Below are 18,711 nucleotides of genomic sequence, written 5' to 3'. Positions count from 1 at the left end.
CTTTATGCGTCCCATGCCTTGTATGGGATCCTATTGACGAACGTTTCTAGAATTTGTCCGCGGAATGTGGAAATGAATCAGTTGAGAAGGAGAAGTCGGCATGCAATGGTTTGCCCAAGCACCCGCTAATATTGCCCTTATAAAATATATGGGTAAAAAAGATGATAAAAACAATAGTCCGGATAATCCATCCTTGTCTTATACGTTAAATAATCTTTTAACTAGCGTCTTGCTTGAAAGTCATGCAGGAAAAAAAGATTTTTGGGAGCCTTTAGAAATCCCAGGAGCTCCTCCCTTTGTGTTATCCTCTCAGGCTCAGGAGCGTTTTCTTCAACATTTAGCTCGCATCAAGGCTTATTTTAATTACTCAGGATCTTTTGTTGTCCGTTCGAGCAATAATTTCCCGACAAGCAGTGGCCTAGCCAGTTCGGCATCTAGTTTTGCCGCCTTGACCAAGTGCGCAGCACTGGCTCTTAGTGAACTGACTTCTCAACCTCTTCCTGCAATTGAGGAGCAGGCACGGCTAAGTATGTTAGGTTCGGGTTCATCGTGTCGTTCTTTTTTCTCTCCCTGGGCACTTTGGCAAGATGAAACAGTTAAAGCAATAGATCTTCCTTATACGCAATTGCATCATGAAGTCATTGTGATCAGTCATTTAGAAAAGCATGTGCCCTCCAGTGAAGCCCATAGACGAGTAAAAAACTCAAGTCATTATCAAGGCCGTAGCCAACGGGCATCTGAAAATCTAAAAAATCTGCTAAGAGCCCTGAAAGAAAAAGATTGGCCAAGTGCTTACCATATTTGCTGGCTCGAGTTTCATGATATGCATAATTTATTTGCAACCAGCGTCCCACCTTTTACCTATATCAATGAAAAAGTAGAAGAAGCACTGCAAGTTTTACATAACTTATGGGGTCGCGAAGGCGATGGGCCCATTATCACCATGGATGCCGGTCCTAATATCCATTTACTCTACCGCCCTGAACAAGCAGAATTGGCACTTCGATTTAAACAAGATTATTTAATTGGCAATTATGATGTCCTATGATTTTCAAACAACGACTTATGGCAAATGGATTCTTGCGGGTGAGCACGCTGTTCTTCGCAAACACGGAGCTCTCGTTTTTCCTATTGAAGAAAAAAAACTACATTTAAGCTATCGCAATTTAGGCTCCGAATTAAGTGCAGATTATGAAGGCACCCATGGTTCAGACATGCACCTATTATTCTGGAGCGTATTGGAGCAAGGCCAACAATTGCTAGGGAAATCGCTCAATGGCTTAAGCGGGCACTTTCATCTTTACAATGATATCCCTATTGGCGTGGGCTTAGGCGCATCTGCAGCCCTGTGTGTGGCGGTGGCACGATGGTTCGAAGCACAAAATGTCTTGGGAAATGAATCCGTTTTTTCATTTGCTAAGAATTTAGAGGATTTATTTCATGGCAAAAGCAGCGGTCTCGATATTGCAGGTGTAGCTGCTAAGACAGGTATGTATTTTCAGCAAGGTCAGATAACCCCTCTAAAGCCTACCTGGTCTCCTCATTGGTTTTTATCTTCTTGTGGACAAATCGGAATCACTTCACATTGCATTCACCAAGTTCGCCAATTATGGCAAGCAGATCCTATTAAGGCGGCTTTAATCGATCAAATGATGCATGAAAGCGCCATCAAAGCAAAATTTGCTTTAGAAAAAAACACACCCCATTCTTTGAGTGAATTGGCTGCAGCGATGCAGCAAGCTGCTCACTGCTTTAAAGAATGGGGCCTCATTAGCGAGACCTTACAACAACATATGCAAATGTTACTTGATTTAGGGGCTTTGGCAGTTAAGCCAACGGGTTCCGGAGGCGGAGGATATGTGGTCAGTCTATGGGACAATCCACCTGCTACCCTGCCTAAAGAGTTTATTGCCATTTAGAGTACTTTTATCTTACTGAGCGATTTTACAAAACTCAAAGAACTGTCTAAAGTTTAAAACAAAAGCAGTAATATCTCACTGTATCTTGAGGTCTCGCAAGCCACTTTGCAGTGAATGCAAGGGATTGATAGAATGAAAGTTAACATTCATTTATTAGGATTGCTCCTTTCTTTTTCTCTTCACACGCCTGTTTATGCGAACATCAAAGTAGGTACTGTATTTTTCTATCCCCCTTTTGTCATGTCGACAGGTGATGGATTCGATATTGATTTAATACGAACAATCTGCCAACGTTTACAAGAAACCTGTGAATTTTATCCCATGAATTACAACCAATTATTTACCTCTATAGACATGGGAAAAGTCGATATCGCTATCGCCGGGATTGCAATCTCTCCAGAACGACTAACAAAATATACTTTTAGCCTGCCTTATATGCTCAGTAAAGGTCAATTCCTGACTTTAAAAAGCAGTAATATCCACTCGATTGAAGATTTAAAAAATAAAAAAGTCGGTGTGATTAAGGGAGAACTGGAAGGAAGCGCTATTTACAATTTTTTAATACATAACTTTAGTGATCTATTTCAAGTCGTACAATTTAATGACATGGAAGATTTAATCACAGCCGTAAATGATGGGGATATTTCCGCGGCATTTATTCATCGCTCAGCAGCCAATTATTGGGTGCAAAATGGAGGTAATCAATTTCAAACATTGAGTACTCCATTGACTTACGGAGATGGCATAGGCATTATGGCCCTGCCGGCTAAGGCATCTTTGATTCAACGAATTAATCAGCAATTACAAACAATGGAAGAAGATAATTCCTATGTTAATTTATATAAAATTTATTTTGGTAATGAATAGGCTCTTAGTTCAGTTATCAATAAATTGATAATAAACCTCATCGCTTTTTATCATTCCTAACTCATAACGCGCTTGCTCTTCTAAAGCCTGATCACCACTTTTAAGCTCAATAATGTCGGCCTCAATAGCGCGATTACGGGCCAAGAGCTTTTCATTTTCACTCTCCTGAACAGTCAATTTTTTCTCAAGCTCAATCCACTGGAATATTCCCCCATCACCAAGCCACAATTTATATTGTAAGCCAATGAGGGCTAATACCAGGATGATAAGAATGGAGCGCATATAAAACCCGAAAAAAGATCATGCTATACAGTAACATACGAAATCAAAGTGTAATATACCTCTTTAACACTTTGATTTCACCTAGTCGATATCTTATTGACCTATTAAAACCTTACGTCCTGCATAAGCAATAGAAGCTGATTCATTAATACGCAATAACTGATTATATTTAGCGATACGATCGGTACGGCACAAAGACCCTGTTTTTATTTGGCCGCATCCAGTTGCTACCGCTAAATCGGCAATGAACGCATCCTCTGTTTCTCCAGAACGATGAGACATGACACAGCGATAACCATTATTATGAGCAAGCGCAATTGCTTGTCGGGTCTCCGTTAAGGTGCCAATTTGATTCGGTTTGATTAGGATGGCGTTTGCCATTTTCTGGGTAATGCCTTCTTGTAAAATACGCGCATTCGTTACAAATAAATCATCGCCCACTAGTTGCAATTTAGCACCAAAACGAGCAGTTAGCTGTTGCCAGCCTTGCCAATCGTGCTCATCCAAACCGTCTTCGATACTAACAATAGGATAGCTGGAGAGTAAATCACTATAATAATCAATTAACTCACTGCTACTGAGCTTTTTATTTTCAGAAGAGAGGTGATAAAAATCATCACGAAATAACTCAGAAGCGGCGACGTCCAAGGCAAACACCACGTCTTGACCTAATTTATAATCCGATTGCTCTACTGCCTCCGCTAACATATCCAAAGCATGGCGATTGGATTTTAAATCCGGTGCAAAACCCCCTTCATCACCTACTGCTGTGCTTAATCCTTGTTTTTTGAGCACTGATTTCAGCACATGAAAAATTTCCGCCCCCATTTGCAATGCCGTCGAAAAATCGGGAGCCCCTACCGGCATTAACATGAACTCTTGAATATCCACATTATTATCAGCATGCGCACCGCCATTGAGTACATTCATCATGGGCACGGGCATTGACATAGACTCGCCCTGATTGAGAGCCTGGAATAACGGCAATCTCGCCGCATTCGCTTGAGCACGAGCACTGGCTAGAGAAACAGCAAGAAGCGCATTCGCTCCTAAACGAGATTTATTTTCGCTACCGTCTAAACGGCATAGGCACTCATCGATTTGCTGTTGGTCTTTAACTGAAAATCCTGTGAGGGCTTGGTTAATCTCATGGTTAATGTGTTCAACTGCTTGGCGTACTCCCTTTCCAGCATAACGGGACATGTCTTTATCACGCAGCTCGCAAGCTTCACGGCTTCCCGTCGAAGCACCTGAGGGAACACTGGCTCTCCCCATTTCCCCATTCGTTAAAATAACATCGGCTTCTACTGTTGGATTACCTCGTGAATCAAGGATTTCACGTCCTTTAATACTGGCTATTTGCATTATTTATCCTCAGCAAGTGATCTGAGGGGCTATTGTTTTTCTATCAAGGAGTAATGTCAAGCAATGAGAAACCCATCCCTTTAAATTTACTCATGCATAAACTGTTGATGATTAGAATTACTTTTGCAATACATAAGTTCCAGGCGCAGGAGGTAAGGAAGGATCCAGCTTAGGTGGAGCCACACGTTTAGGAGAAGATTGTTTAACTAGCCATTTATGCCAAGAAAACCACCATGATCCCTTTTTTGTTTGCGCAATTTCAAACCAAGTTTCAGGATCAACATAAGGTTCTTCTTTTTTTCGTGTATGAATGCGATAACCGCGTCCTTTGTGCCCGGGCTCACTCACAATTCCCGCGTTATGGCCGCCATTTGTTAAAACAAAAGTCATGACGCTATTTAACATTAAATGGAGTTTATACACCGACTTCCAAGGAGCAACGTGATCTTTTTCTGTACTGACTACAAAAGCTGGAAGGTGAATATTTTCGGGAGCAATCGTCCTTCCTTCAACCTTATAGCGTCCTCCCGCAAGATCATTATGCAAAAAAAGCTTTTCAAGGTATTCGCTATGCATTCTACTCGGCATACGTGTCGCATCCGCATTCCAAGCCAGTAAATCAATCATCCCTCTTTGCTGACCGTTCATGTAATCATGAATCATTTTAGACCAAATGAGGTCGTAAGAACGAAGCATTTGGAATGAGCCGGCCATTTGCTTGGTATCCAAATAACCTTGCTCCCACATCATGTTTTTAAGAAAGGCGATTTCTCCTTGAGTAATAAATAACATCAACTCGCCGGCATTGGTAAAATCCCCTTGAGCTGCTAATAAGGAGAGGCTTTTTAAGCGGTTATCCTTATTTCTCGCCATGGCTGCTGCCGTAATAATCGCTAACGTTCCTCCAAGGCAATATCCCATCAAATGTATTTTTCTTCTTGGCAACAGGGAAGAAACCTTATCAATAGCTGCCATAGCACCGAGTCGATAATAGTCATCCATGCTTAAATTACGATCTTTTGAGGTTGGATTAAGCCATGAGATGATAAACACCGTATGCCCCTGTTCAACAAGCCATTTCACCAGGGAATTGTGAGGAGAAAGATCAAGAATATAATATTTCATAATCCAAGCAGGTAACATCAATACAGGTTCTTTGTAAACCGTTTTCGTCTGAGGTTCATATTGAATCAGCTCAATAAGTCGATTTTTAAAAATTACTTTACCCGGTGTAATCGCCACCTGTTTACCAGGAATAAAATTTTCTACACCGGCAGGAGGAACACCGGCTAGCTTTCCGAGTATATCTTCCATAGCGAGCTTGGTCCCATGGATGAGATTAAAGCCATGAGATTTTATTGTCTCATTCAATAAATCAGGATTTGTGAGCACAAAATTTGAAGGCGATAAAGCATCTAAAATTTGCCTCGTACAAAAGGCAACGACACGTGAAGCAGGTACAGGTACTCCAGGCAATTTTGAGGTGGCTCTTTTCCACCAGTCTTCCGTTTGTAAAAAACTTTCTGCTAAAAAGCGCCAGGGTAAATATTGCCAATTCTCCGTATGAAAGCGCACATCTTTACCATCGCTTGCTCGCTCCTCACAGTAAATTTTATTCGTGCAATCTTGAGAGTGGACAATTGGGTAAAGCGCCAATTCTAATAGTCGTCCCGGGCTTATGGCTAATTGAGAAAGCCAAGAGCCATAAGCACTGATTAATGCAGCAGGGCTTATGCCAGCAGTTACTTTCGCAAGATTGCTTTGAAAAAAACGGTCAAGAAAATTAAATAAATCGCTTAATTTTTGTGTGCCCGTGAGCAAATTAGCCAGATCCCTCTCCACTGAGAATGCGGAGGTCACAGATTCTGATTCACTTTGCTCAACAAGTTTATCTTTTTCCTTTGCCATAGAGTACCTCTGTCAATGCTCAATTATTATTAGAAACCGGTTGTTGTACGGGATTTACTTTAATATAGAGGGTGGAGTTTTGGATAAATTGGTTACCTGCTCGGATAATTATTGTTGACGAATCCACAGGCTCGCTCCCTTGTGGACTGAATAATGGCATCCATTTGTTTAAAGGCACCATCACCGTAGTCACCATTTGTTGGCTGTCAAACTGTTGGTTAACCACAGGACTATTTTGTTCACGGATACGACGGACTTTAAGCTTCACTTGCTGCCTGTGTAAAGTAGGCTCTACCAATAAGCCATTTTGCTTTAATCGCCTATCATAAGATACGCCCGCCCCCCAAAAACCAATACCGGCAGAGCTCAAGACAGGTTGATCCTCGCCAGTGCTTACAAAAGCGGATTCCCCATTCATTACTGTTACTGTTTGATGTTGCAACTGATCCGAATGAGAAGGAGTAGTAATAGTAATGGCATTATCGCCATTTTGACTTAACCAATCGGGATCACCTTGGTAAATGCTGATTTGAAAAGTAACAGGAGGCTGATCAAGTTTATGAAGTACCGCACGCAATTGCGTCATTGTATCTGGAGAGACTTTTACGACTAACGTTTGGCCTGAACCACTAATTTGCTCACCCTCTTCAAGCAGAGGTTGAATGAGTTGAATGATATGATCCGCATTTTGATAATTCAGTTGCATGACTTTAGTCATCATGGTCGGTTGTGCAAACGCAGTAATGGCAATAAACATCCAGAGGAAGATCCTTTTCTTCATAATAAATATGCTTCTCCTGCTCAGACCTCGGAATACAAACTCCTTTTCAAGTGTAGCAGAAATTGTTTTGTTCTGATCAAAGTTTAGTTATAATCGCCGAAATCTTCTTACCGATGTGTATTTATAATGGGTAGCATATTTAATATGTTCGGGCCATCGCCTATTAGGCCCATTGAACAACACATGCGTAAAGCACACCAATGTGCCAAACAACTGGATCCTTTTTTTGAAGCCGTACTCAATCAAGATTGGCAAACGGCTGAAAGTATAAAGAAGAAGATATCCGCTCTTGAGAAAGAAGCGGATGTAATTAAGCGTGATCTCCGATTGCATTTGCCCACCGGGCTTTTCCTTCCAGTCTCTCGTACTGATTTGCTCGAGTTATTAAGCGCTCAAGATCGTATTGCTAACAAAGCGCAAGACATCGCTGGTCTTATCGTAAGTAGGCGAATGATCATTCCCGATAATCTGGCTTCTGTTTTTATTCCCTTTTTACACCGTTGCTTAGATGCTTCTAAACAAGCGTGTAAAGCGATTAATGAGCTAGATGAGTTGCTCGAAAGTGGTTTTCGCGGTAATGAAGTGAAAATCGTTGAAGAAATGATCATGACTCTTGATGAAATAGAACACGACAGTGACGAGAAGCTAGCTGACATTAGACATCGTATTTTTGAGCTGGAAAAGGATTTACCTGCAATTGAAATAGTTTTTCTCTACAAGCTAGTTCAATGGATTGGTGACTTGGCCGATCATGCCCAAACAGTGGGCGGTCGGCTGCAAATTCTCATTGCTAGGTAGTAAATTCCCATGGATTATTCTCTTATTTTGCTTTTTATCGCTATTGGTTTCTGCTTCTTCATGACTTGGGGAGTGGGTGCAAATGACTTGGCTAATGTCATGAGCACAACAATGGGCTCAAAAGCGATTACTGTTCAACAGGCGATGATCATTGCCATTGTTTTTGAATTTGCGGGTGCTTTTCTTGGTGGAAGCGGTGTTACCGAGACAATGCGAGATGGCATTATCAATAGCAGCGAATTATCCAACCAGCCCTTAATTTTGATTGAAGGCATGCTGGGCGTTTTGGTGGCTTGTACAGTGTGGATGAATCTCGCAAGCTACTTAGGAGTGCCGGTTTCCATTACCAATGCGTTGGTAGGCTCAATGGTAGGTTTTGGTTCTGTTGTTTTAGGCCCGAATGCCATTCACTGGCAACAGGTCTCTCACATCGCTATAGGCTGGATAACCTCTCCACTTATTGCGGGAATCACAGCTTACGCTCTTTTTGTCAGCATTCAACAAGTCATCTTCATTAAAAGTGACCCTCTTGAAAAAGCCAAATTATACGTACCAATCTATCTCTTTTTAGTCGGTACTATTCTCTCTTTTATTACTGTATTTAAAGGGTTGAATCATTTTCATATTCACTTGAATTTGAAGCAAGATTTAGCAGTAACTTTAGCAACAAGCATTTCTATCACCATTATTGGTATGAGTTTTATCCGACGTATTCCAGAAATGCCAAGGATTAGACGGCGAGAGCGCTTCATTCAGGTTGAAAAGTATTTTGCGGTATTGATGGCATTAACTGCCTGTGCCATGGTTTTTGCCCATGGTTCAAACGATGTTGCCTTGGCAGTGGGCCCGCTTACGATTGTTCATAGTTTGGTCATACATGCCAACCAACCCATTGGTGCCGCCAGTTATCCGGCATGGATTATTTTATTGGGTTGTATAGGGGTAATAGCAGGCTTTTTAATTTACGGCAGAAGGGTCATTGAAACCGTAGGTAGCTCCATTACTGCCTTAACCCCAAGCCGCGCTTTTGCCGCCACTTTGGCTGCAGCAACAACAGTGGTAGTGGCTACTAGCACAGGTATTCCTGTCTCAGCAACCCAGACCCTCGTGGGAGCGGTATTAGGCGTCGGATTAGCGCGTGGTATTGGTGCGTTGAACCTGCGCGTCATTCGAAATATTTTCATGTCCTGGATATTAACACTACCGGTGGCCTCGTTATTAACGATCTTGGCTTTTAAAGTGTTGCATTATCTTATTGGCTAATAATGTCTATTTGTTGCACATGGACAATGCGGTTTCTACCCTATTTTTTAGGCTGATAAAGGGCTTTATCAGCCTCTTGAGTCAGCACAGAGGTTTCATCGCTTTTTAAGATAAGTAAAATTCCTGCGCTAAATAGGGCATTAAAAGTCAAGTTCTGCTCTTTGAATAGGTAATGATTAAATTGAGTACGCACTTTTTGCTAAATGACCAATATCGACTTTAACAAAAATAGAGTCTCCCAAAACAGTCAATACATCGTTTGCATAAACCTCACAAAGGATTCGTGTTTTACGCCCAATTTCTCCTTCGACGCGTGCTTTAAGGAACAGCGGCACACCCATAGGTGTTGGCTTAATATACTTGATTCCTAATGAGCCTGTTACGCAATCAATACGCGGTAAAGTCCCTGGCTCTCGATTTTCAGCCCGATAATGATTTGCCATGGCGGTCCAATTCGAATGACAATCGATAAGGCAGCTGATTAAACCACCATAAACCAGTGATGGCCAGCCAACATAACGTTCATCTGGCGTATATTTCATAATCACATGCTCACCATCGATATCCCAATGGCTTTTAATTTGCAATCCTTGTTTGTTTGTGGCGCCACAACCAAAACAAACGCCATCTGTCGCTACAATATCTTGTAATGCTTGGTTTGTGTGAACCATTTCTGAAGACATTGTTTGTTTTTCCCAAATTCATTGATCATTGTTTTTATGAGTAATGCGGTTCTTACCCACCAGGTGACCCAACGATGCAAGGAACTGCTGCCCATAGACGGCCCAGGACGCATATTTAATTCCAGCGCGACTAAAAAGACTCCCAGATTTCGCCTTTAGCATCTTTTGATTGAGCATGATCACGAAGATAGGAAATGCGTGCATGCTTTTTAATTTCCTGTTCTTGAGACGCTGACTTTTCATGTTTAGCATCAAACTCGAAAAGGAATTGGTCGTATGGGCTCACATAAGCCTTATCGATATCGTTATTACGCATGATCTATCCTAAATAGCATATACTAAATACAAGATGGCAATTTTATCGGTTTTTAGCGGAAGATGCCATCTTCATTATATTGGAATTATAGCATCTAGGAAGGGCATCATGACAATAAAGAAAGCTGAGCTACACGTCCATCTAGAGGGAACTATTAAGCCAGATTTAGCCCAAAAATTGGCTAAACGAAATCAGATTTCTTTTCCAAAAGCGTTAATTGCTTCTGATGGCCAAAGTTATTCTTATCCCGATTTTCTTGGCTTTCTTAAAGCATTCGATGAAGTGGCCGCAGTGATAAAACAACCACGTGATTATTACGACATTACCTTTGATTACCTTAAAGAGAATGCCTTACAAAATACAATTTATGTGGAAATGATGTACTCTCCAGATCACGCTGAACGTTCAAGTGGCATTCCCTCCACTGAGCATTTACAAGCGATTCAACAAGCAATTGATGATGCCGAAGCGCAATTTAATATCATAGGTCGAATTATAATTGTTGCTGTCCGTCATTTCGGCGCGGAGGCAGTGACTAAAGTTGCAAAACAAGCGATTAAAGAAACAATGCCATATATTGTGGGTTTCGGTCTAGGAGGAGATGAAATCAATTATCCACCCAAACTATTTCAAAAAGCTTTTAAAATTGCCGCTGAAGGAGGTCTTCTCTGTACCGTTCACGCGGGTGAATTTGCTCCAGCTAGTGGGATGCTTGAAGCAATCAAGCATCTCCCCATCAAGCGTATCGGCCATGGTGTCCAAGCAATGCATTCGGTAGAAACACTCACCCAATTAAAAGAGCGCGGTATTGCACTCGAAATTTGTCCATCCAGCAATATTGCCTTGGGGCTATTTAAAGATATGTTGGAGCACCCCTTAACTCAACTGATGGCCTCAGGTATCTCGGTAAGTTTAGGTTCAGATGATCCGCCTTTTTTTCATACCAATCTGGCCGAAGAATACAAAAGAGTACAGCAAACTTATCAATACTCTGATAGCAAAATGAGTGATTTCACCTCAATGGCAATTAAATCCTCTTTTGCTGATGAAGCAACGAAACTCAAACTCACTCGTTTATTGGGCTAAATCATTTGGACTCCAACATGTAACAAGCTTGTTACAATTATTGTTGCTCTTGTTATATTCCTATTACATTCATTTCCTAGACTAGTCTGATATTAATTGCAATCGAGGAGATGTAACAATGAGAACTAAGAAATGGCTTTTGTGCGGTACTTTAGGCTTATCTGCCCTATTCTCCAGTTCGTCCTTTGCTTATCACCACACTTATCCTGTCGTTCAGGAAGTGAGAGTCAACCATTATTATGGAAATCCATGGCGATACCCCAAATTTCACCGCTGGGCTCCACCGCGTAACTACGTAGTCGTGCACAACAGACCTACTCATTTTTGGTTTCGATATGGGTATTGGTAATCAGTGACATTGCTTTTTTGGAGAGTAGGTTAGGGTCTGTTGACAGACCCTAACCTTTTTTAGTCAGTTTTTATTCTTATGCAACCGCTTCCATGTACTGGCGAAGTTTTTTCATGGCATTTTTTTCTAATTGACGTACCCGTTCTGCAGAAACACCGTATTTATCTGCTAAATCGTGTAAAGTCGCTTTTTCGTCTGCCAACCAACGTTGCTGCAAAATATCCTGACTGCGTTCATCGAGACGCTCCAAAGCCGAGAATAATTGCTCACGGCCATGTTCATCGCTTGTCTCTTGTTCAATTAAATGGGCAGGATCACTATTGGTATCATGTAAATAATGAACAGGCGCTTTAAAGCTTTCGTCCTCATCATCTGAGACAGGCGCGTCAAAAGAAGTGTCCATGGCATTCAGTCGTTGCTCCATGATCAATACATCCTCAGGGCTTACGCCTAAATCGCGGGCCACTGCATTGACTTCCTCCGTATTAAACCAGCCTAAGCGATTTTTCATTTGACGAAGGTTAAAGAATAGCTTGCGTTGCGTTTTTGTCGTAGCCACTTTGACAATTCGCCAGTTTTTTAGGACGAATTCATGGATTTCCGCTTTTATCCAATGGACGGCAAAAGAAACTAATCGCACCCCCATTGTGGGATCGAAGCGTTTTACTGCCTTCATTAAACCGATATTGCCTTCTTGAATTAAATCATTCAGCGGCAAACCATAGCCTAAGTAACCTCGCGCTACGCGCACAACATAGCGTAAATGCGCAAGGACTAAGCGACGAGCCGCCTCCAAATCACCTTGATTATGAAAGCGCTCTGCGCATTCATATTCTTCTTCAGCAGAGAGCATCGGAATCTGATTAACCCGATGGATGTAAGCATCTAAACTGCCTATGGGCAAATTTAATGACGCCAGCTGTAACTGCTGATTCATGCTATTACCTCCGTAATAAGTAAAAACCATAGCACATTAATAACTGATCAATTTATTATAGATCAGTTATAGGGTTCAATAGAAGCAAGTTGTCTTTTTACAGATAATCTAGCTCCTAGCCAACCCAACAAAGTAGAGATAAACACCAGTAAATAAGCCTGTTTAACAGATAAACTGGTTATAGGGTAATGCATCTGATACGCAGATGCTAATTGTTTTACTGCGACGGCAAGACTTAGCATAAAGATGTTAACAAAAAGCACGGCAAGAATTGCACCTGCTAAGCTATACCATATTCCCGAATACAAGAAAGGCCGAGCAATGTATGGGTCTGTCGCACCAATTAATTTTAAAACTTGAATCTCTTCGTGACGATTATGAATTGCTAGCCGCAAGGTATTACCCACAATAAGCACTACGGCAGAAGCCAGTAAAGCAATAAGAGCATGCGCAGTTTTACTGATAAAACTTAAAATGGCATGTAATCGATTGATCCATTGCATATCAAGCTTAGCCTGTTCTACTTGAGAAAAATTTTTCAAACGAAGAAATAATTGCTCCATCTGCGCCGGTGAATTCATAGAAAGGGAGGGGACCACATCAATAACAGCCGGTAGCGGGTTTTCGGGTAAATAGCGCATGATATCATGCATCCCCTCTTGCTGTTGTAATTCAGCAAGTCCATCGACGGCAGATTTTAGGCTGGCATGACCAACCCCTGCCGTGGCCTGCACACGCTCTAATAATGCTGACTCCTCTTCTGCTGAAAGAGGCGATTTAAGGTACAACGAAATATGACCACCCCGCTGCCAGCTGCCAGTTAATTGAGCAAGATTATCAGTAAAGACCCAAAACAGTGTAGGCAGAGTCAATGCAATAGCAATCACTACCACAGTCATTGTTGTGGCTAGAGGTTGGCGACAGAGAAGATTAAGGCTACTGCTGGCTGCTTGCAAATGATAAGAAAGCAAAGCGCGCAGATTATTTAACATACCCGGCCTCCCTTTAACATCACAATACGGTGTTTCATGCGAGCGATTAAGGCAAGATCATGAGTAGCAATAAGGATACTCACTCCGACTTGGTTAAATTGCTCAAAAAGCTTCATGATTTCAGTTGAAAGGCTAGGATCTAAATTACCCGTAGGTTCATCAGCCAATAATAAGGAAGGTTTATGCACTACTGCACGAGCAATGCCTACCCGTTGCTGTTCACCCGCCGATAAATGCGCAGGCAGCATTTTTTCTTTCGCTAATAAACCCACCATATCAAGTGCAGCATGGACTCGCTTAGCGAGCATTACTGGGGTCATCCCTTGAATCTGCAGGGGTAATGCAACATTATCAAACACCGTTCTATCATTTAATAAGTGAGGCGATTGGAATGTAATGCCTAAGCTGCTTCGGTGAACAGCAATGTCGTGTTTTTTTAATTGATTTAAACGGACATTATTGACTATCAGTTGACCGGAAGAGGGAAGCTCAAGCATAGCAATTAATTTTAGGAAAGTTGTTTTGCCTGCCCCGGAATGACCTGTTAAAAAGACCATTTCTCCTTTTTGTAAGCAAAAATTAACCTGGCTTAATGCTTCGAAGCCTCCTGGATAGCGTTTACTCACTTGGTCAAATCTAATCATCATTAAAAATTGCTCTGACAAATTGCTGGGCATCAAAGGGACGCAAATCGTCAATTCCTTCACCGACACCTAAGTAACGAAATGGTATCCCTAATTCATTCGCGATAGCAAACAAAATTCCACCTTTTGCAGTTCCATCAAGCTTTGTCATGGTAATACCTGTAACCCCAATAGCTTGATGAAACTGACGCGCTTGATTAAGTGCATTTTGTCCTATGCTTGCATCTAAAATTAACATGGTTTCGTGTGGCGCACTGGCATCGAGCTTATGCAGCACTCGCTTCACCTTTTTCAACTCTTCCATTAAGTTGCCTTGAGTATGCAAGCGACCAGCAGTATCGGCAATTAAAATGTCAATATTTCTTGCCTTCGCTGCTTGCAAAGCATCGTAAATCACTGAGGCACTGTCTGCTCCTGTATGTTGAGCAATGACGGGTATCTGATTACGCTCACCCCAAACTTGCAGTTGCTCAACAGCAGCGGCACGAAAAGTATCTCCAGCTGCCAGCATCACCTTCTTGCCTTGTTGCTGAAATTGTTTAGCCATTTTACCAATGGAGGTTGTTTTACCGGCTCCGTTCACACCCACGAATAAGATAACAAACGGTGATTTATCGGGGGTCTCTAGTTCCAAAGGCTTTTCGCTGGTTAATAAGATGGTCTCCAAACGCTTTTTCAGCTCTTGAAAAACAGCATTGCCATCAGCCAATTGTTTTCTTGCCAACCCCTCACTCAGCTGCTTTAAAATGGACTGCGACGTCTCAACGCCTAAGTCTGCACCCAGCAAGATAAGCTCTAGCTCTTCCAGTAAAGAAGCATCAATCTCTTTTTTCCCAAGCAATAATCGACCAATTCCATCGCCAAATTGTTGACGTGTTTTAGTCAATCCGCGTTTAATACGCGCAAAGAAGCCTTGTTTTGGCGCTTCATCGCTAGGAGAACTGGGAGCATGAGCCAATTTATCCTCATAATGCTGCTCTTCAGTAAGTACGGGTGAAACCTCAACAGGCGGTTCTTCTGGGGTGCTCTCACCCTGATTTCTTTTAAACCATTTAATCATAAGGTATACAAAACGAAGGAAATATGGAATTCTATCACTTTTTTTGCTTTGGAGTTAATCTGTGCGCATTCTATTATTCATTCAGAACCCCTCAATGAAAAATAGAGAAGTTAGGTTTTTGGCCAAAAACCCCGAAAGCCCTGGAAGGCTTTCGCGAGCGACAGGGAAGTTTCGTGCGTTTTTTGAACGAAAACGTCACTTCTCTATTTTTCACCGAAAATACCTGTTCCTGTTTCTAGCCGTCTTCTCTTGCGCATCATACAGCCAAGTAAAAGAATTTACCTTGGATAATGGCTTAAAAGTGCTGGTAAAGGAAGATCATCGTGCCCCTGTTGCCGTATCCATGGTGTGGTATAACGTAGGATCTGCTGATGAACCTGGTGGCATAACGGGTATTTCTCATGCCTTAGAGCATATTATGTTTAAAGGGACTGAAAAATACCCTCTAGGCGCCTTTTCAAAGACCATTGCTGCTGTTGGCGGTCAAGAAAATGCCTTTACTAATTATGATTATACGGCTTATTTTGAAAAGACAGCGGCTGATCAATTGCCGATTAGTTTCGAATTGGAAGCAGACCGCATGCAAAATCTACTGTTAAACGAAGCCGAATTTGCAAAAGAAATTAAAGTCATACGTGAAGAGCGGCGCCTACGCACCGATGACAACCCGCAAGCACTTGCTTTTGAGCGTTACTTGGCCGCTGCTCATTTAACAGCACCGTATCATCATCCAGTGATTGGTTGGATGAGCGATTTACACCAAATGACTATTCAAGACGTAAAATCTTGGTATCAGCGATTCTATGCTCCCAATAATGCCACCTTGGTTGTAGTGGGTGATGTTAATCCAGATAACGTCTATCAGTTAGCCAAACAGTATTTTGGTCCCATCAGCAAACAAACCCACTATGAACGCAAACCTCAAGTTGAACCACCTGCATTAGGTCCTAAAACAGTACAAATTTATGCCCCCGCCCAACTCCCTTTAATGATGTTTGGCTATTCTGTCCCTAGCACAAAAACAGCAAAAACGGCTTGGGAACCTTACGCGTTAGAGGTGATCGCAAGTATTCTAAGTGCGGGTGAAAGTGCACGATTTGCTAAAAATCTTATTCGTGGTACACATGTCGCTAGCGATGCAAATACTTATTACAATCTGTATACTCGCTACCCCACGCAATTTATTTTTTTAGGTACCCCTTCGCAATCTCATACGCTGGATGATGTGAAAACGGCTATCCTAAAAGAGATTAAGCAACTACAGACTGAGCTCGTCAAACCCGCTGAATTGCAGCGGATTAAAACACAACTCATTGCACAAAAGACCTATGAAAAAGACTCTATTTTTGGCCAAGCCATGGAGCTGGGTTTGTTGGAGACCATTGGTCTTGGCTGGAAAGGAGCTGACACTTACACTACTTTCATTAACAACGTTACCCCTGAGCAAGTGCAACAAGTTGCCCAACGTTATTTCAAAGATGATGCAATGACTGAAGCACAATTAATTCCTTTACCGCCTGAGGAACAAGAATGAAGTTATCATCCCAATTACGCGTTTTAAAACACATTCTAGTAGCAGGGCTCGCATTTGCTCTAGCGCAACCGCTCTATGCAAATACCTTTCAAACAGAACAATGGCAAACGACTAACGGAGCGCGCGTTGTTTTTTATCGAGCCGATGAAGTCCCTATGCTAAATATCAGTATTGCCTTTGCAGCAGGCTCTGCTTACGATGGTAACCAGTTCGGGCTTAGCACCTTGACTACCAATCTGATCAATCAAGGCAATGCAGGAATGGATGCCACGCAAATTGCAGAACATTTGGCCGATACAGGAGCTCAGTTTATCAGTGAGAACAGCCGCGATATGGCTGTTTTAAATCTCAAAACACTCACCAACCCTGACGCGATGAAAAAGGCATTGGGCATTTTCACCGCAATTATCACTAAGCCTGATTTCCCCAAAGAAGCATTCGAGCGAGAAAAAAGCCAACAACTATTAGCGATTGCTCAAACACAAGAATCTCCTGAGGATGTTGCTAATCAAATTCTTTTTGAAAAACTCTACTTAAATCATCCTTATGCCCACCCCATTAGCGGTACTAAAAACACTGTGCTCGCAATGAGTACGACAGATGTACGAAATTTTTACAAACAATATTTTGTTGGAAAAAATGCGGTAGTCGTCATTGTTGGCGCAATTGATTCGGCGACAGCCCATCAATTTGCTGAGCAAATAACAACAGGATTGCCCAAAGGACAGCCTGCATCCACAATCCCTAAAGCCCCAGCACTTAAAACAGGGGAAAATATAACCATTGATTTTCCTTCTTCACAAACGATGCTTCGGCTAAGCGAAATTGGCATTGATCATCATGATCCCGATTATTTTCCACTCACTGTAGGCAATTATATTTTGGGTGGAGGGGCTTTAGTTTCCATACTTTCCCATGAAGTAAGAGAAAAACGGGGGTTAACCTATGGTGTTACAAGCCAATTCATGCCTATGCCAGGTAACGGCCCTTTTATCATTAGCTTATCCACTGAAAACAAAGAAGCGGCTACTGCATTAAAAGTAACGCAAGACATCTTAGCCACTTACCTCAAGGAAGGGCCGACTGAAAAAGAACTTGCTGATGCTAAACAATATTTAATGGGTAGTTTTCCCTTATCCTTATCAAGCAGTGCCAGCATCGCAAACATGCTGCTACGCATTGCCTTCTATCATTTACCCAACGATTATTTGAATACCTATGTCGCGCGTATTAATGCCGTCACCACCACGCAAATAAAACAGGCGCTGCAAAGAAATATTCATCCCAACAAGATGCTCGTTATCGCAGTAGGTAAAATGTGAAGCAAACAGTTCGTATCATTGGCGGCCAATATCGAGGGAAAAAATTGCATTTCCCTCCAATCGATGGGCTAAGGCCAACCCCCGATCGTGTCAAAGAAACTTTATTTAATTGGCTCATGCACGACATTCGCGATGCCCGCTGCCTCGATGCATTTGCTGGCAGTGGAGCCCTCGGTTTTGAAGCGTTTTCACGCGGAGCAAAGCGAGTGGTACTCGTTGAATCTTCTTCTCAAGTCTACAATAACCTTAAACAAATAGCCTTATCATTCAACACCCATTGCCTATGGGTCGTTCATGCTAAGGCAGAGGATTATTTTCAACAAACAACAGAGCGTTTTGACCTTGTTTTCCTTGATCCTCCTTTTACATCAAACTACCTACCCCAATGCCTCAATTTCTTAGCGCATTCCAATTTGTTGGTCCATGGCGGTTTAGTTTATCTTGAATCCGCCGAAAAACCGCATCTCGATCCTCTTGTTTGGCGAGAGAAAAAAGCAAAACAAGCCGGGAATGTTCATTACGGGCTTTATGAAAAAATCACTGAATGATGACCGTTATTTTTTTGTTTTGTCCCAGGTCAGTTATCTCTAAACCTTATTCTGCTT

The 18,711-nt window shown here is 42.0% G+C and carries 20 protein-coding genes; 10 read left to right on the top strand and 10 right to left on the bottom strand.

All coding sequences use genetic code 11. The features are described from left to right. The first annotated feature begins 100 nt into the window (after window positions 1-100). From B5D33_RS02215 to B5D33_RS02205, 3 genes are all read left to right on the top strand, one after another. Window positions 101-1,048: a diphosphomevalonate decarboxylase gene (locus B5D33_RS02215; protein WP_058452706.1), complete on the top strand. Its 948-nt coding sequence runs from the start codon at window positions 101-103 to the stop codon at window positions 1,046-1,048. Beyond that, a complete protein-coding gene (locus B5D33_RS02210) occupies window positions 1,038-1,919 on the top strand; it encodes a mevalonate kinase family protein (RefSeq protein WP_058452705.1) in 882 nt (293 codons plus the stop codon). Before B5D33_RS02215 ends, B5D33_RS02210 begins: the two co-directional genes overlap by 11 nt. 132 nt (window positions 1,920-2,051) lie before the next feature. Then, window positions 2,052-2,786 carry a transporter substrate-binding domain-containing protein gene (locus B5D33_RS02205; protein ID WP_058452704.1) on the top strand — a complete coding sequence of 245 codons (735 nt, stop codon included), beginning with the start codon at window positions 2,052-2,054 and terminating at the stop codon, window positions 2,784-2,786. 9 nt (window positions 2,787-2,795) lie between these two features. Here B5D33_RS02205 and ftsB read toward each other — a convergent pair whose 3' ends face one another. From ftsB to B5D33_RS02185, 4 genes are all read right to left on the bottom strand, one after another. Beyond that, complete coding sequence (ftsB, locus tag B5D33_RS02200; RefSeq protein WP_058452703.1) at window positions 2,796-3,068, bottom strand: cell division protein FtsB; 273 nt, start codon at window positions 3,066-3,068, stop codon at window positions 2,796-2,798. A gap of 93 nt (window positions 3,069-3,161) precedes the next feature. Then, window positions 3,162-4,433, bottom strand: a complete 1,272-nt coding sequence (eno, locus tag B5D33_RS02195) for a phosphopyruvate hydratase (RefSeq protein ID WP_058452702.1) — start codon at window positions 4,431-4,433, stop codon at window positions 3,162-3,164. A 117-nt stretch (window positions 4,434-4,550) separates the two neighbouring features. Beyond that, window positions 4,551-6,341, bottom strand: coding sequence for a PHA/PHB synthase family protein (locus B5D33_RS02190; protein WP_078767303.1), 1,791 nt, complete (start codon window positions 6,339-6,341; stop codon window positions 4,551-4,553). Between the two features lie 19 nt (window positions 6,342-6,360). Then, window positions 6,361-7,122 (bottom strand): type II/III secretion system protein, encoded by a 762-nt coding sequence (locus tag B5D33_RS02185; protein WP_115304869.1) that lies wholly within the window; start codon window positions 7,120-7,122, stop codon window positions 6,361-6,363. A 126-nt stretch (window positions 7,123-7,248) separates the two neighbouring features. Between B5D33_RS02185 and B5D33_RS02180 the strand changes: the two genes are divergently transcribed. Both B5D33_RS02180 and B5D33_RS02175 read left to right on the top strand, forming a co-directional pair. Beyond that, window positions 7,249-7,920, top strand: a complete 672-nt coding sequence (locus B5D33_RS02180) for a TIGR00153 family protein (protein ID WP_058452700.1) — start codon at window positions 7,249-7,251, stop codon at window positions 7,918-7,920. Between the two features lie 9 nt (window positions 7,921-7,929). Next, a complete protein-coding gene (locus B5D33_RS02175) occupies window positions 7,930-9,183 on the top strand; it encodes an inorganic phosphate transporter (RefSeq protein ID WP_058452699.1) in 1,254 nt (417 codons plus the stop codon). 176 nt (window positions 9,184-9,359) lie between these two features. Here B5D33_RS02175 and B5D33_RS02170 read toward each other — a convergent pair whose 3' ends face one another. Then, a complete protein-coding gene (locus B5D33_RS02170) occupies window positions 9,360-9,866 on the bottom strand; it encodes a PaaI family thioesterase (protein ID WP_234802437.1) in 507 nt (168 codons plus the stop codon). 130 nt (window positions 9,867-9,996) lie between these two features. Next, window positions 9,997-10,182, bottom strand: a complete 186-nt coding sequence (locus B5D33_RS02165) for a CBU_0585 family protein (protein ID WP_058452698.1) — start codon at window positions 10,180-10,182, stop codon at window positions 9,997-9,999. Between the two features lie 108 nt (window positions 10,183-10,290). Here B5D33_RS02165 and B5D33_RS02160 point away from each other — a divergent pair, with 108 nt between their 5' ends. Together B5D33_RS02160 and B5D33_RS02155 are read left to right on the top strand one after the other, a co-directional pair. Next, complete coding sequence (locus B5D33_RS02160) at window positions 10,291-11,268, top strand: adenosine deaminase (RefSeq protein WP_058452697.1); 978 nt, start codon at window positions 10,291-10,293, stop codon at window positions 11,266-11,268. Between the two features lie 118 nt (window positions 11,269-11,386). Continuing rightward, window positions 11,387-11,617, top strand: coding sequence for a hypothetical protein (locus tag B5D33_RS02155; RefSeq protein ID WP_078767302.1), 231 nt, complete (start codon window positions 11,387-11,389; stop codon window positions 11,615-11,617). Between the two features lie 76 nt (window positions 11,618-11,693). Here the strand turns inward: B5D33_RS02155 and rpoH are convergent, their stop codons facing one another. From rpoH to ftsY, 4 genes are all read right to left on the bottom strand, one after another. Next, a complete protein-coding gene (gene rpoH, locus B5D33_RS02150) occupies window positions 11,694-12,554 on the bottom strand; it encodes an RNA polymerase sigma factor RpoH (protein WP_058452696.1) in 861 nt (286 codons plus the stop codon). A 62-nt stretch (window positions 12,555-12,616) separates the two neighbouring features. Continuing rightward, complete coding sequence (gene ftsX, locus B5D33_RS02145) at window positions 12,617-13,546, bottom strand: permease-like cell division protein FtsX (protein ID WP_058452695.1); 930 nt, start codon at window positions 13,544-13,546, stop codon at window positions 12,617-12,619. Further along, entirely contained in the window at window positions 13,540-14,190 is a 651-nt protein-coding gene (ftsE, locus tag B5D33_RS02140; RefSeq protein WP_058452782.1) for a cell division ATP-binding protein FtsE, read from the bottom strand. The genes ftsX and ftsE overlap by 7 nt, the downstream gene beginning before the upstream one ends. After that, window positions 14,183-15,250, bottom strand: coding sequence for a signal recognition particle-docking protein FtsY (ftsY, locus tag B5D33_RS02135; protein ID WP_058452694.1), 1,068 nt, complete (start codon window positions 15,248-15,250; stop codon window positions 14,183-14,185). The genes ftsE and ftsY overlap by 8 nt, the downstream gene beginning before the upstream one ends. A gap of 283 nt (window positions 15,251-15,533) precedes the next feature. Between ftsY and B5D33_RS02130 the strand changes: the two genes are divergently transcribed. From B5D33_RS02130 to rsmD, 3 genes are read left to right on the top strand one after another with little or no spacing between them, the layout of a single operon-like run. Then, window positions 15,534-16,784 (top strand): M16 family metallopeptidase, encoded by a 1,251-nt coding sequence (locus tag B5D33_RS02130; RefSeq protein ID WP_234802443.1) that lies wholly within the window; start codon window positions 15,534-15,536, stop codon window positions 16,782-16,784. After that, window positions 16,781-18,106: a M16 family metallopeptidase gene (locus B5D33_RS02125; RefSeq protein WP_058452693.1), complete on the top strand. Its 1,326-nt coding sequence runs from the start codon at window positions 16,781-16,783 to the stop codon at window positions 18,104-18,106. The genes B5D33_RS02130 and B5D33_RS02125 overlap by 4 nt, the downstream gene beginning before the upstream one ends. Next, the gene (gene rsmD, locus B5D33_RS02120) at window positions 18,103-18,654 is read left to right on the top strand and encodes a 16S rRNA (guanine(966)-N(2))-methyltransferase RsmD (protein WP_058452692.1); all 552 of its coding nucleotides are present in this window, start codon (window positions 18,103-18,105) and stop codon (window positions 18,652-18,654) included. Before B5D33_RS02125 ends, rsmD begins: the two co-directional genes overlap by 4 nt. The last annotated feature ends 57 nt before the right edge of the window (window positions 18,655-18,711 follow it).

The organism is Legionella maceachernii (assembly GCF_900167045.1).
GTDB classification, from domain to species: domain Bacteria; phylum Pseudomonadota; class Gammaproteobacteria; order Legionellales; family Legionellaceae; genus Tatlockia; species Tatlockia maceachernii.
This window is presented reverse-complemented; position numbering and strand designations above follow the sequence as displayed.

Bases quoted from the DNA above. Each gene is read 5' to 3' on its own strand.
- B5D33_RS02185 (WP_115304869.1), bottom strand. From the start codon at position 7,122: ATGAAGAAAAGGATCTTCCTCTGGATGTTTATTGCCATTACTGCGTTT.
- rpoH (WP_058452696.1), bottom strand. From the start codon at position 12,554: ATGAATCAGCAGTTACAGCTGGCGTCATTAAATTTGCCCATAGGCAGT.
- B5D33_RS02160 (WP_058452697.1), top strand. From the start codon at position 10,291: ATGACAATAAAGAAAGCTGAGCTACACGTCCATCTAGAGGGAACTATT.
- eno (WP_058452702.1), bottom strand. From the start codon at position 4,433: ATGCAAATAGCCAGTATTAAAGGACGTGAAATCCTTGATTCACGAGGT.
- B5D33_RS02125 (WP_058452693.1), top strand. From the start codon at position 16,781: ATGAAGTTATCATCCCAATTACGCGTTTTAAAACACATTCTAGTAGCA.
- ftsE (WP_058452782.1), bottom strand. From the start codon at position 14,190: ATGATTAGATTTGACCAAGTGAGTAAACGCTATCCAGGAGGCTTCGAA.
- ftsB (WP_058452703.1), bottom strand. From the start codon at position 3,068: ATGCGCTCCATTCTTATCATCCTGGTATTAGCCCTCATTGGCTTACAA.
- B5D33_RS02205 (WP_058452704.1), top strand. From the start codon at position 2,052: ATGAAAGTTAACATTCATTTATTAGGATTGCTCCTTTCTTTTTCTCTT.
- ftsY (WP_058452694.1), bottom strand. From the start codon at position 15,250: ATGATTAAATGGTTTAAAAGAAATCAGGGTGAGAGCACCCCAGAAGAA.
- B5D33_RS02165 (WP_058452698.1), bottom strand. From the start codon at position 10,182: ATGCGTAATAACGATATCGATAAGGCTTATGTGAGCCCATACGACCAA.
- B5D33_RS02175 (WP_058452699.1), top strand. From the start codon at position 7,930: ATGGATTATTCTCTTATTTTGCTTTTTATCGCTATTGGTTTCTGCTTC.
- B5D33_RS02215 (WP_058452706.1), top strand. From the start codon at position 101: ATGCAATGGTTTGCCCAAGCACCCGCTAATATTGCCCTTATAAAATAT.
- ftsX (WP_058452695.1), bottom strand. From the start codon at position 13,546: ATGTTAAATAATCTGCGCGCTTTGCTTTCTTATCATTTGCAAGCAGCC.
- B5D33_RS02170 (WP_234802437.1), bottom strand. From the start codon at position 9,866: ATGTCTTCAGAAATGGTTCACACAAACCAAGCATTACAAGATATTGTA.
- B5D33_RS02155 (WP_078767302.1), top strand. From the start codon at position 11,387: ATGAGAACTAAGAAATGGCTTTTGTGCGGTACTTTAGGCTTATCTGCC.
- B5D33_RS02180 (WP_058452700.1), top strand. From the start codon at position 7,249: ATGGGTAGCATATTTAATATGTTCGGGCCATCGCCTATTAGGCCCATT.
- B5D33_RS02210 (WP_058452705.1), top strand. From the start codon at position 1,038: ATGTCCTATGATTTTCAAACAACGACTTATGGCAAATGGATTCTTGCG.
- B5D33_RS02190 (WP_078767303.1), bottom strand. From the start codon at position 6,341: ATGGCAAAGGAAAAAGATAAACTTGTTGAGCAAAGTGAATCAGAATCT.